This is a genomic window from Oleidesulfovibrio alaskensis DSM 16109 (assembly GCF_000482745.1).
Classification (GTDB): Bacteria; Desulfobacterota; Desulfovibrionia; order Desulfovibrionales; family Desulfovibrionaceae; genus Oleidesulfovibrio; species Oleidesulfovibrio alaskensis.
This window is the reverse complement of sequence record NZ_KI519494.1, coordinates 257,532-270,282: the sequence shown is the minus strand read 5'-3', so window position 1 is coordinate 270,282 and position 12,751 is coordinate 257,532. Positions and strand designations below refer to the sequence as shown.

Here is a 12,751-nt window from a genome sequence, read left to right as displayed (position 1 = left end):
GACTACTCCTCTATCTGCCTGTATGAATTGATGATCGCGTCAATCAGATCTTTTTTGTTCGCAGATTTGACCGCCTCGCGGGGTATGGAAAGACCGCTCACCCCGCGGGCAACCTGCCGCAGCCTGCTGACGTTCATCTTCTTCAGTTGCGAAATTTCGTACCGGACCGTTTCCGTACGGGGGGCGGCGGCTGCCGGCGCCGGACTTGCTTCAACAGCAGCCGGAGTCTGTTCTTCAACGGTGGTGCCGGTCTGCGGTTCTGCCTCCGCTGCTTCTTGTGCGGGCTGCTGTGCGCCGGAATCCCCCGCGGGAGCCTGTACAGGCGGTGCGGCGGGCGGCACGGCAGCCGGAGGTACCAGAGACACGACGCGGCTCACTCCTTCGTCAGGACGGGCGATGACATGCTCTGAAACAAGCGAGGCGGCGTTGACGCGCCTGATAGCCGATACACCCGCGTCAACTGCTGCCCGCACGGCGGACACTTCGCCCGCCACGGTGATGGTCACAAGGCCCCCGCTTGCGAGGTTCTTTTCCAAAAGGCGCACATCAGCGGCTTTCAGCATGGCATCAGCCGCTTCCACCGCCGCAAGCAGTCCTTTTGTTTCTATAAGCCCGAGTGCCGTCATAAACGTGATTCTCCCCGTTCACAGCAGGTGTGTGAACTGTGTGTTTCCATCAGTGGCGGATCACCGAAACCGGAAAGTCATATTTGCGGATGCAGGCCTCGACACGTTCAAGGTCGGCATCGCTCAGTGCGGGGTTGCCCTCAATGGGGTATTCCCAGCCCAGCTGCTTGTACTTGCCCACACCCATCTTGTGGTAGGGCAGCAAGTCTATGCCTTTGAAATTTTTGTAATCCTGATACGGTCTGAGGTACTCGACCAGTCCGCGCAGATCGTCTTCACTGTCGTTGACCCCGCGCAGCAGCGGCACCCGTATTTTCACATTGTGCTTGTTTTCCAGCAGCCAGGTAAGGTTGCTCAGAATCAGCTCGTTACGCACGCCGGTCAGTTCGTAATGCCTTGCGGAATCGATATGTTTGACGTCGTACAGAAAGAGATCGACATACTGGGCAGCCTTCATGACCACTTCCTGTTTGGCATAGCCGCAGGTTTCGATGGCGGTGTTGATGCCGTGCTGCTTGCAGGCAGCCAGCAGGTTCACGGCCGCCTCGGGCTGCATGAGCACTTCGCCGCCGCCCAGCGTCACCCCGCCGCCGGAGGTTTCATAAAAAGGCCTGTCCTCTTCGATGACTTCCAGAAGTTCCGATATGGTTTTCTGCTCGCCCACCACGGCAAGCGCAGAGGAAGGACAGACATCTTCGCACCGGCGGCAGCCGATACACTGTGCTCCTTCCGCAAACCCGTGGCGCAATGTGGAGGCAGAGATAGTGTGCACGCCCGCAGGGCACACAGGCACACAGGCTCCGCAGTGCACACACAGGTTCTCCTTGTACAGAACCTGATACTGCCGGAGTTGCCCTTCGGGATTTGAGCACCACTTGCAGCGCAAGGGACACCCCTTGAAGAACACCAGAGTCCGCACGCCCGGACCGTCATACATGTTGTATTTCTGTATGTTGAAAATCAGTGCTTTTCTTTCAATCACGGTGTCGTCTCTGTGTGTTGCGGTTCTCAAATCCCGAGGGCATTACCATGGCTTAATTAGAAACCATGCAGCATGGTACGGCTGATGATTTCGTCCTGAACGTCCTTGCACAGCTCCACGAAGAAGGCGCTGTATCCGGCCACGCGCACCACGAGGTCGCGGTATTTTTCCGGATGCTTCTGGGCGTCCAGCAGCAGTTCGTTATCAAGATAGTTGAACTGCATTTCACCGTTGCCCAGCATGCAGGCGGTACGGATGAGCGTTATCAGGCCGTTTTCACCTTCGGGGGTATCCAGCAGGCCGGACATCAGCTTGAAGTTGTGCACCATGCCGATGTTCATGTTGTCGTTGGCCATTTTGGAAACGGACTTGATGATGGCTGTGGGGCCCTTGTAGTCCGCACCCTGTGTGGGGCTGATGCCGTCGGAAAGAGGCATCCACGCTCTGCGGCCGTTGGCGGAGGCGCCGAGCAGCTGGCCGAAAGGCGTGTTGTTGGAGATGGACAGCGTACCGTGGCTGAGCACGGAATACAGAGTTTTGTACTTGCGGTGCTCGGTTTCGGTGAAGTGCACCAGATCGGCTGCGATCATGTCGGCGTAATCATCGTCGTTGCCGTATTTGGGTGCGGCAAGGCAGTCGGCCAGAATCTGATCGTACCCGGCAAAGTCGGCCTTCAGGGCCTCGTTGAGCTGCGCGAGGGTGTACTTTCTGTCGTCGTAGACCAGCTTTTTAATGGCGGCCATGGAGTCCACATAGGTGGCAAGACCGCTCCAGACCACGCCGGGGCCGAAGTTGTACATGGCACCGCCGGCAGAAACGTCGCGGCCCGATTCCATGCAGCCTTCATACATCAGCGACATGAGCGGCTTGGGGGCAAGCTCTCTGTGAGCGCGCTGTGAAATGACGGTGGCCACACTGGTGTTTTTGGTAATCCAGCGGATCTGTTCCTTAACGGCGGCTTCGAACTTTTCGTAGGTGTCATACTGGCTCAGGTCGCCCATGTCGGGGGTTACCTTTTTGCCGTACCACAGCGGCACGCCGTGGTTGAGCACCAGTTCGATGCAGATGGGCCACTGGGTGTAGCCGGTGGAGGTCCACTGGTACAGACGGCCTGATTTCTGCGGTTCCACGCAACCCATCAGGCAGTAGTCGCGGGCATCTTCAATGCTCACGCCCTTGGCCAGCATCATCTTGATGTGCGCGTCGTCAAAATGCACCGCGGGGAAGCCCATGCCGGAGCGGATAACGTCCACAATCTTCTTCAGATACTTCTGCGGAGACTTGTTGTGCACGCGGGTGGCCAGCGTGGGCTGGTAGATACGCACGTGACGCACGGCATCCATCAGCATGTAGGTAAGGTCGTTGGTGGCATCGTGGCCTTCACGGGTCACGCCGCCCACGCACATGTTCACAAAAGGCTGGTACCCGGCAAAGAACTTGGAAGCACCTTCGCTGGTGATCCACATCATTTCAGACATCTTCACCAGCATGCAGCCGGCCAGATCAAAAGCTTCGTACTCGGTCAGACGGCCGGAATCGATGTCTGCCCTGTAGAAGGGGTACATGTACTGGTCAACACGGCCGATGGACATACCGGTCTGGTTTTCTTCAACCACCAGCAGAGATTCCACGGTCCACACGGCCTGAATGGCTTCCCAGAAGTTGGAAGGCGCATGTGCGGGCACACGGGCGTTGACCTCGGAAATCTTCTGCAGTTCGGCTTTGCGGCGGGGGTCGGTTTCCCGGGCTGCCAGTTCGGCGGCATAGGCCGACAGACGCCTGGCGTATATCATCACGCCTTCGGCAGTCTCGATGACGGACTTGTAGAAGTAGATTTTATCGATGTCTTCAGGGTTGGCGTAATCCAGCTGTTCCAGCTTTTCGCGGGCTTCACGCTGGATATCAAGCATACCCTTCTTCATCAGAATTACGTCGTAACCGGGGTTGGAGTCGCCGCCGCCGTTCACCGCATGGTAGGAGCAGTCGGACACGAAAGATTCGCCGGACATTTCCCACAGGTCGGCTTCGCGGTACTGACCTTCGCAGAATTCATCCACGGACTTGTTCTGCCAGAAGGGGAACACCTCTTCCCGCAGCACTTTTTTGTCTTCTTCGGAAATGTAGAAGGGGTCCTGAGGACGTGAGCCGATGGTGTCCAGCTCATCCTGCAGCCAGCGCCATGCCACTTCCGGAGAAAACGCACCGGCACGCGGGGCACCGTTGGGCGAACCCACGATAAGCTCATGGTCCTGAATGACCAGCGGGGCGGTTTCGCAGCAATACCGGAAAGTCTTGGCGCGCAGCAGCGGCTTGGGCAGACCGGGGTTTTCCTTGGCGATTTTGGTGATGGCCACAGCGCGCTGAACGGTGATGCTGGGCACCTGCTTGAGGAAGTTTTCCTTCAGCTTGACGTGACGGGGCGTAGGCCCGTCGGGAATGCCGGATTCTGCACCTGTTGCCACGGCGGATACAGGAGCGGGCTGGCTGAAGACCTCGGCGGATACGCCCTCGAAAATCTTCTTCAGCGAAGCACGTTCTGCCGGAGTAAGGTTCTTTGTCGCTTCCGCGAGCTTATGTGAAAAGTCCTGGAGATCCACTTTGCATCCTCCCTTTAACGGATAAGTTCCTTCATCTGTGTGCTGCCCCGTCCATGACCCCGATCGCTTCCATCAGGATCCGGTGCAACGCCTGCATTTTTCTGGAATCGCTGTCATGAGGGGCCATGACGCCCTGCGCGGCGCAAACGCGGGAACCGTATCCCGCGGCGTCCTGTGCGCCGGTGTACTGCCGCACGCCGTAACCGACCTTGCGTATGTAGATGAGATTCATCGGCGACACGTTGTCGGCGGTGATCCCGCGCCCTGCGGACCCGCTGCCCAGCGTCATGGACGGGAAGAGATTAGTGGTCACACCCATGCCGCCGAATGTGGCGGGAGTGTTTACAAGCAGACGGCCCACAGGTTTTTTCAGGGCAAACTGCAAAATCACCTCTTCGTTACTGGAATGGATCACGAGAGTATGAGCGTTGCGTTCGTGGAGCAGCAGCTCGATGCACTTTTCACAGGCGTGCATCCAGTCGTCCTCCACGTAATAGGCAAGGACGGGGGAAAGCAGTTCCCTTGAATACGGGTCTGCTTCGGAAACATATTTACGTTCTGCCACCAGCAGCTGCACGTTGTCGGGCACGCTGATGCCTGCCCTGCGCGCCAGAACCGGGGCAGACACACCAACCATGCCGGCTTTGTGGCGTCCGTCGGCACAGAAAAGAAGCTCCGCCAGCCGCAGGGACTCCTCGTCCGTCATGAAGTATGCGCCGCACTCCTGCAGGGCATGTCTGACTTCCCGCTCGATGCAGGAATCGACCACGATGGACTGTTCCGCGGACGGCGCGATACCGTTGTCGAACGTCTTGCTGAGCATGATGTCGGCCACGGCGCGGCGGATGTCGGCCGAGCGTTCGACAAATGCAGGCCCGTTGCCGGTGCCGCCGTAAATCACGGGTTTGCCGCTGCAGCGCGCAAGCCCTATCATGCCGGGCACGCCCGAAAGCATGACCAGCGATGTGGCAGGATGGTTCATCAGTTCGGCGGTACCGCTTTTGGTTACCGTGGACATGTATGAAAGACATCCTTCCGGCAGACCGTGAGCCCGCGCGGCATCAATCATGATATCAAGCGCGGCGGCTATGCTTCTGGCAGCGCGCGGATGAGGGGAAAAAACTACGGCGTTGCCTGATTTGACGGCTATGAGCGTCTTGCAGATGGTTGTGGACACGGGGCTGGTCGCCGGACACAACGCGGCAATGACGCCTACGGGTACACCAATGTCCATGGTGCGTGCGTGCTCATCCCGTCCGATGACGCCGACACACCGCATGCCGCGCAGCTGCTCGCGCACCTGCGTGCATACAAAGCGGTTTTTCACTGCCTTGTCATGCGGGTTGCCGTAGTCGGTTTCTTCGTACGCCATGTCCGCAAGCGCTTGCGCCTGCGCCCCCACGGCTTCGGCTACGGCTTCGACGATCTCGTCCAGCTGTTCCTGAGAAAACGTGGCCAGAACCCGCTGTGCGCGCCCTGCGTTTTCTGCCAGAATTCTGGCTTCCTGTATGGAAATCAGATCGTTATCGACAATCATCATCTACCCCTTTGCCGTTTCCTGTGTCCTTGCGGCGACCATTCAGAACGCCCCGTGCGCACTGCTGCCCGTTGTCCGTCACCACTAGGGCAGCAGATTCTCAAGGGCGTAACGGGCTGTAATCTTGGCCACATCCGGATGAGGAGTGGGAATGACCACAGAGCTGTAAACATCTGTACCCATGGCCTGCACGGCCTTTACGCCCGCGGCCACGGCGGCCTGACAGGCGGCCACGTCACCCTGCACCAGAACTGAAATATAACCCGAAGCCACGTTTTCGTAGCCGATCAGCTCGACGTCTGCGGTCTTGAGCATTGCATCCGCAGCTTCAAGCACGTATACGATGCCGAACGTTTCGATGAGACCCATGGCTCTGGGGCGGCTGCCGTCGCCAGCGGGTGCGTCGTCGGTGATGGCATGCACGGAAACAATGTCGCCGATGGGCCTGATGGGCCGGGGCATGACATTGTGCGCGGTCAGCTTGCCTATGCCCGCCGCGGCCACCGAGCCTGCGTCAACCGAAGCCTGCACCGCGGCCACGTCACCTTTGACCATGACGGTCACAAGTGTGGAGCCCACGTTTTCGTAAGAAATAAGCTGGACGTTGGCGGCCTTGAGCATGCTGTCGGCGCCGTAGATGGCCGGAACCATTCCCAGCGTTTCAATAAGCCCCAGCGCCTCTTCGCCCTGGTACCGGATGTATTCTCCCATACGCTGCTACCTCGTGCTTTGCTGTAAATTGTTTTCCGGAGCAGACCCCCTCCGGTCTACTTCTCCCAGATTCACTAAACCCTAGCCCTTCCCCCAAAGGGGAAAGTCAACCGCCTTTTGGAAAAAACTTTGAGAAAAATATAACAATATATTTTCATTCATCATTTGCCCGTGAAAAGCCGGAATCTGTACCCTTTTTCCCCCTTCTGAGCCTCGTTTTTCTCCTTCTGAACACATCCTCCCATCCGTTTTGAGCCATCCCCCAGGGTGAACGCTGTGCCTGCAGCCCGCCCCCGGCCACAGGTACGGCAGTGGCGTAAAGCACCTGAACGACACCAGATAACCGATTGATTTAAAAACTTTTCCACCATGCGAAAACGACACGCAAAATAGAGCGTTTCTATGATTACAGACAGGGAAACACCGCACATGAGTGTGTGAAACAATCAGAAAAAAAGAGTCCCTTCGCCTGAAATAACGGTAACGCCACTTTTGCCGGACAGGACAGACAATCCACCTGCACACTGCGGTATGACAAGCTGTATTCCGGCACGCGGTAGCAAAATTAATCGAATTATTACATGGTATTAACATGGTACAATCATGTACATCCCGCTCCGGCACCACACAGAAAACAGCCCGGTTGCGCGCAAAGCGGCGACATTCCGGTCGCGGGAACCTTTTGTTGATTGTTCGGGCAAACAAGATATTTTTTTCACAATTCTTCACCAGCGTTTTAGTCAATGAATTTCGTATGTTTAGTCTTTGCACCATGCCTTCCGGACGCGGCACGGCCTCAACGTGACGATTTGACGTTGACCTTCCCCTTAAGGGGAATGCTATTCCAATAATTGGAGATCCCTGCGAATCCCCACGCAATCGCAAGGGTCTGGAAGGATGGAGTTTTTAATGTTCAACCAAGGTGCAAGGAGAATCAAATGGGGCAAACTGCAGTAATGAATAACCCGGCAGCGCTGGTTGCCAAAAACAAGCTGGCTGCGGACTTCCGGCGCAAGGGCATCATGATCGCCCTGCTTTCCGGTCTGCTTTACGGCTTTTACACCGCGTTCATGACGCTGGGCATGTCCAAGGGCGTCTGGGTGGAATGGTACGGCGAAAATTCCGGCCTCTCCGCCTTTGCCGTCATGTATCTGCTGTCTGCACTGGGCGCGGCCACCACCGACAGCTCCAGCGCTCTGTGGGCCATGGGCATTGCCGGTATCCGCGGCCGTTTCGGCGACTTTGTGCGCTGCATCAAAACAAGACCCGGCTTCGTGATGGTTGTCGCCGCCATTATCGGCGGCCCGCTGGCCAGCACCGCCTACGTTGTGGGTCTGCAGCAGGCCGGTTCCATCGTGGTGCCCATCAGCGCGCTGTGCCCTGCCATCGGCGCCATTCTGGGCCGCTTCCTGTTCAAGCAGGAACTTAACGCCCGCATGCTGCTGGGTATCGCCATCTGCTTCGGCGCCAGCGCCATGATCGGCAGCACCGGCATGGGCACCGAAGCTCCGCCCAGCCTGCTTACCGGTATACTTTTCGGCTTCATTGCAGCCCTGTGCTGGGGTATCGAAGGCTGCGTATGCGGTTACGGCACTTCCATGATCGACCCTGAAATCGGCATCACCATCCGTCAGGTCACTTCCGGAGTTTCGAACCTCATCATTCTTGTTCCCCTCTTCAGCATGATTTCCGACGTCAATCCTGTGACCATGGTTGCCACCGCCTTCGGCGACGGCGAAGCCATGGTGTGGTTTGCACTGGCCGGACTGAGCGCCTACCTGACCTTCATGTTCTGGTACAAGGGCAACGCCATGTGCGGTGCCGCACTGGGCATGGCCTGCAACGGCACATTCTCCTTCTGGGGCCCCTTCTGCTGCTGGATTGTGCTGGGCGTGGCTTTCGGCTACGACGGCTGGTCCATGCCTCCCATCGCCTGGGCTGCTGCCGTTGTCATGGTCTTCGGCATCTTCCTTATTTCGATGAACCCCATGGACCTGCTGAAAAAAAGGAACGGATAACGCGATGAAACCGCTCAACTACGCTATTCTGAAGCACGTCACCAAGGTGCAGGAAGCCAGCGCCTGCGAAATTATGGAAGCCCTGAAAGACCAGTACGGACACTTCAAGGCATTTAAGAAAGATTCCATTCTCAGCGCGCTGATGACGGCAGAAGCCAACGGTCTTCTGGAAGAATCCCGCTTTGATATGGACGAAAGCAATGAGCTGCGTGTGTACTTCCGCGCTCACGAAGAAGGTGCAGCCACCATCAACCGCTACATCAAGGATTGATCGGCGCGCCCTTGCCGCATGTCATAAGGGGCTGTCCCGCACGGGGCGGCCCCCTTTTTTACATGACGGCGCATGTGCTAGAATGGGCGCAAACATGCCGCCCGCAGATGGCTTCTGCTGACCACGGGGAATAGACGAGAGCATACTGATGCGGAAGCCGTCCTGATTATGGTTTGCCAACTGAACGGATACGTTGCGCACAACGGTGAGTGATACCATTATAACTTGCCGTCTGCCGGAATTGCAGTGCGGTGCAATTTCATGCGACAAGCGCAGCGTCTACTGACAAGGAGAGCAGGCTGTGAAGCAGCAGACGAAATATTCCATCGGCGATGTCAGCCAGATCTGCAACATCTCAAAAAAGGCGTTGCGCTATTATGACAAGATCGGCCTTATCACCTCGCAGCGTCAGGACTACAACAACTATCGCTACTATACGCACGAATCGCTTCTGGCTGTACCTGTAATCAAATATTACAAACAGATGGGCTTCAAGCTCGACGAAATGCGCGAATTTATCGAAGGCAGCACAGCCAACGTTTACCGCGCCATCCGCAATTCTTTTCTTTCCAAAATTCAGGAGCTGGAAAAAGAGCAGGAAGAGATCAGACGCAAGCACATGTCTGTAAAAGACTGGTATGACCTGATTCTGGAAGCGGAGATGGTCATTGACAACAACATTCAGGAAGTCTCCATCAAGTATATTGAGCCGTCGCGGTATCTGTTTCTGAACCAGACATATGACACCAACATCAAGGCGGCCATCATCAACATAGACTTCACCAACTATGTGGAAAGCCTGAATAACGAAATAACAGGGCCGGTCATTCTCAACTTTTCCTCACATGCAGCCCGCATGAAGGACAAAGAACAGCCCGTCAGGATACTGCAGAAAACCCTGATGCCCTGCCACGATGAATACACCACCGATATGGGCGGGCACATGATGGCGGCCTGCTACCACATCGGCCCGCACGAAGACATTGCCGAGACATACAAAAAGATACGCCGCTGGGCCCGTCAGCACGGATACACGCTGGGCGATGAATCGTACGAACGCTATGTGACAGACTACTGGACAACCAGAAATTCCGCCAAATTCGTCACCGAAATAATGATCAAGGCATCACGGCAGACAGTCGTCGTGCCGGAACAGGAAGACGAGCTCTGATAACTTAAAGCCCGCACTGCTTGCGCAGTGCGGGCTTTTCTTTCTGCAGCCGCAGCACCCGTAACACCGCGTCCGCTTCTTTTTCCACCATGTACAGACATCCGGGTATCATCCGCAATGGCCGGCCCCAAACGCCCTGCACTATCAAAATGTGCCGGACACGGGCGGATACGGGTGAACACGGGCGGATACGGGCCCCGCACCGCACGATGTCTATTCCTGACTTTTCATTTCTTCCACAATCATGCTGAGCTGCTGCGCCTGACGGGCCAGCTCTTCGGCGGCAACCGTGGCTTCTCCCACCGCGCGCGCTGTTTCCAGCGTAATCTGGTTAATCTCCTCAACTGCACGGTTTATCTCTTCCGATGTGGCGGACTGCTGTTCCGCGGCGGTTGCGATGCTCTGCACCCTGTCCGCAGACTGTTCAACACCGCTTACGATGGCCGCCAGCACCTCACCCGAACGCGAAGACAGTCTGGTGGCCGCATCTATATGTTCCACGGTTGATTCCATGGCATGCACGTTCTGGCTGGCAGCCTGCTGGATGGCCCGTATGGAGTCCCCCACTTCCTTGGTGGCCCCCATGGTTTTTTCCGCCAGCTTGCGCACCTCGTCCGCCACCACGGCAAACCCGCGTCCGGCATCGCCCGCGCGGGCGGCTTCTATGGCGGCGTTCAGCGCCAGCAGGTTTGTCTGGTCGGCTATATCTTCGATAACGTTCATAATGGTACCGATGGACTGCGCCTGTTCGCCCAGCCGGTTCATATTCAGGCTCAATCCGTCCGCATTGCGCTTGATGGCCTGCATGGCCTCCATGGTCTGGTTGACCACTCCGGCTCCTTCCATTGCATTATCGCGCGAAGTTTTGGCCTGATCAGCGGTTTCGCCCGCGTTCCTTGCCACCTCAAGCACTGTGGCGTTCATTTCTTCCATGGCAGTGGCTGTCGAGGCTATGCGCTCGCGCTGCACCTCAGACCCCTGTCTGATTTCGCGCGACTGAACAGATATTTCCTCTGACGCCACAGACAGATGCGCGACAATCTCCTCAAGCTGACGCGCGGCCTGCAGTGTGCCTTCCCGGCGGGCCTGCTCCGCCTGTCTGCGGGCTTCATACGCCTGCTGCGTCGCTTCTTCAGCAAGCTTGGTCTTTTCTTCCGCAGCGGTCTGCTGCCTGCGTATTTCATCCATGTTCCGCGCAAGCTCGGCAGCCATGTCATTGACGGCCACCTGCATTCTGCCCACTTCATCTCTCGAATCCGCAGGCAGCCGGACAGAAAAGTCTCCCGAAGATATCTGTTCCACGGCATGCACCGTTGCATTGATGGGCAACGAAATGACGCGCGCGACATACAGGATGAGCAGCAGAATAAGTATGGTGGCGCCGCAACCGGCCAGCAGGGCATAGTTGCGCATGGAGAAAGCCCCCGCCAACACTTCATTGAGCGGGACTTTAATGCCGAAGATATACGGCGTTTCGGCCCTGCCTATGAACACCGGCACAAAGGTAAGCAGAAACGGCGCCCCGTCCTCCTCCGTCTTCAGAGAAAAATCGCCGCCCTCCAGAACCTTGCGCAGCCCGGCCCTGAGTTCAGGCGATACATCTTTTTGCTCAAAAATATTTACTTTGTTTTCAACAAGATCCGTCTGAGGATGCGCCACATATGTGCCCGCGGCGGAAATAAGAAAACCATACCCGGAGCCGAACACGGTTATTTCGCGCACAAAACGGTCAATGGTGCCCATAGGAAGCCCCACACCAATTACCCCTGCAAAGCTGCCGTTTTTCCTGAGCGGCACCACCATTTCGACCATCAGCACTTTTTCTCCGCCCAGATCATACGCCCACGGCTCCATAACCACTTCTGAGCCCGTCTTGCGCGGCAGATGATACCAGACACTGTCGGCGTTATCTTTTTCGTATCCGGTACACGGTTCCGTCACTATGGCCCCGCCCTGATAGTGCACCCAGGGCACAAAGCGCCCGTCGCTGTTATGATACGGACTGTTCATGTAACGGGAGTCGGCACCGTCCAGCGCATCGGGCTCAAAGGCGGCGTAGATGCTCAGCAGGTTGGGATGATCCCGCAGAAAATTTTCCATGCCGTCACGCAGGGCTTCGCGGGTAAAACGCCCCTCATGCCCCATCATGGTCTCTGTCAGACGCGCCACGGACCGTGCCGAATGCATGGCAAGGCTCATGTCTGCGTCTATTTTATTGGCATAACGGTAAGCAATTTCAAAACTCTGCTCACCGGCTGTCCGTTCCATCAGCTTCATAAATGTTCCGGTCAGGTACCATGTCAGCCCCAGTATCACCGGAACTACCACCGCCAGAATAACCATTATTTTCCATTTCAAACCAAGATGCTTCAGCATACCGCTATCTCCGCTGTAAAACCGCTTTCGGCCCATAGCCCCAACCTTCTGTCCGGTACCGCACACAGTCTGCATCGGCAGCTGCCGGCCATACCCGCGCAGTGCAGGCAGTTTTGTCAGTATACAGCAAAGCTGCGTGCCGCTCGCTGATATTTTTTCCTCAGCCACCGGCACACAGGAGACAGCCCCGCGCTGATGGCAACTCCCCATAAAGCCGCACAGGCACCGCCCGGCATCCACTTCCGGGCAGGCGGCGCATGTGCCCCCGCGGAGTGACGGGCGCCCATGCCGGACAGGCGCTTGCCGATACGCGCCGGATGTGCACCGGCCCTGTCGCATGAACATCATGGGAAAGCAGAAATGAAAAAAGGCAGCAGCAAAACGCTGCCGCCCGCAAACATGGGGCAGAAGAATACAGGCAACAGCACGAAACCACGCGGGAAAAGCCGCAGCCGCCAGAAA

The 12,751-nt window shown here is 56.9% G+C and carries 9 protein-coding genes; 3 read left to right on the top strand and 6 right to left on the bottom strand.

Translation table 11 applies throughout. The annotated features are described in order from the left end of the window. Positions 1–2: 2 nt before the first annotated feature. The 5 genes from H586_RS21170 to H586_RS21250 form a co-directional block, all read right to left on the bottom strand. Positions 3–626, bottom strand: a complete 624-nt coding sequence (locus H586_RS21170; RefSeq protein WP_027182296.1) for a BMC domain-containing protein — start codon at positions 624–626, stop codon at positions 3–5. A gap of 49 nt (positions 627–675) precedes the next feature. Then, on the bottom strand, positions 676–1,608 hold the full coding sequence (cutD, locus tag H586_RS0113220) for a choline TMA-lyase-activating enzyme (protein WP_011369018.1): 933 nt from the start codon (positions 1,606–1,608) through the stop codon (positions 676–678). Between the two features lie 56 nt (positions 1,609–1,664). Further along, positions 1,665–4,205 (bottom strand): choline trimethylamine-lyase, encoded by a 2,541-nt coding sequence (gene cutC, locus H586_RS0113215; protein WP_011369019.1) that lies wholly within the window; start codon positions 4,203–4,205, stop codon positions 1,665–1,667. 31 nt (positions 4,206–4,236) lie between these two features. Beyond that, positions 4,237–5,745 (bottom strand): aldehyde dehydrogenase family protein, encoded by a 1,509-nt coding sequence (locus tag H586_RS19280; protein ID WP_081701854.1) that lies wholly within the window; start codon positions 5,743–5,745, stop codon positions 4,237–4,239. An 81-nt stretch (positions 5,746–5,826) separates the two neighbouring features. Beyond that, positions 5,827–6,453 carry a BMC domain-containing protein gene (locus tag H586_RS21250; protein ID WP_011369021.1) on the bottom strand — a complete coding sequence of 209 codons (627 nt, stop codon included), beginning with the start codon at positions 6,451–6,453 and terminating at the stop codon, positions 5,827–5,829. 938 nt (positions 6,454–7,391) lie between these two features. Here H586_RS21250 and H586_RS0113200 point away from each other — a divergent pair. From H586_RS0113200 to H586_RS0113190, 3 genes are all read left to right on the top strand, one after another. Continuing rightward, a complete protein-coding gene (locus H586_RS0113200) occupies positions 7,392–8,471 on the top strand; it encodes a membrane protein (protein ID WP_011369022.1) in 1,080 nt (359 codons plus the stop codon). A gap of 4 nt (positions 8,472–8,475) precedes the next feature. Further along, positions 8,476–8,742, top strand: coding sequence for a hypothetical protein (locus H586_RS0113195; protein ID WP_011369023.1), 267 nt, complete (start codon positions 8,476–8,478; stop codon positions 8,740–8,742). Between the two features lie 301 nt (positions 8,743–9,043). Next, on the top strand, positions 9,044–9,913 hold the full coding sequence (locus H586_RS0113190) for a choline utilization transcriptional activator (protein ID WP_011369024.1): 870 nt from the start codon (positions 9,044–9,046) through the stop codon (positions 9,911–9,913). Between the two features lie 213 nt (positions 9,914–10,126). On the opposite strand, the gene H586_RS0113180 is transcribed toward H586_RS0113190, so the two are convergent. Continuing rightward, positions 10,127–12,289 carry a methyl-accepting chemotaxis protein gene (locus H586_RS0113180; protein ID WP_027182295.1) on the bottom strand — a complete coding sequence of 721 codons (2,163 nt, stop codon included), beginning with the start codon at positions 12,287–12,289 and terminating at the stop codon, positions 10,127–10,129. Between the last annotated feature and the right edge of the window lie 462 nt (positions 12,290–12,751).

Excerpts from the sequence above, each read along its gene's own strand:
- H586_RS21170 (WP_027182296.1), bottom strand. The coding sequence starts at position 626 with ATGACGGCACTCGGGCTTATAGAAACAAAAGGACTGCTTGCGGCGGTG.
- H586_RS19280 (WP_081701854.1), bottom strand. The coding sequence starts at position 5,745 with ATGATGATTGTCGATAACGATCTGATTTCCATACAGGAAGCCAGAATT.
- H586_RS21250 (WP_011369021.1), bottom strand. The coding sequence starts at position 6,453 with ATGGGAGAATACATCCGGTACCAGGGCGAAGAGGCGCTGGGGCTTATT.
- H586_RS0113200 (WP_011369022.1), top strand. The coding sequence starts at position 7,392 with ATGGGGCAAACTGCAGTAATGAATAACCCGGCAGCGCTGGTTGCCAAA.
- H586_RS0113195 (WP_011369023.1), top strand. The coding sequence starts at position 8,476 with ATGAAACCGCTCAACTACGCTATTCTGAAGCACGTCACCAAGGTGCAG.
- H586_RS0113180 (WP_027182295.1), bottom strand. The coding sequence starts at position 12,289 with ATGCTGAAGCATCTTGGTTTGAAATGGAAAATAATGGTTATTCTGGCG.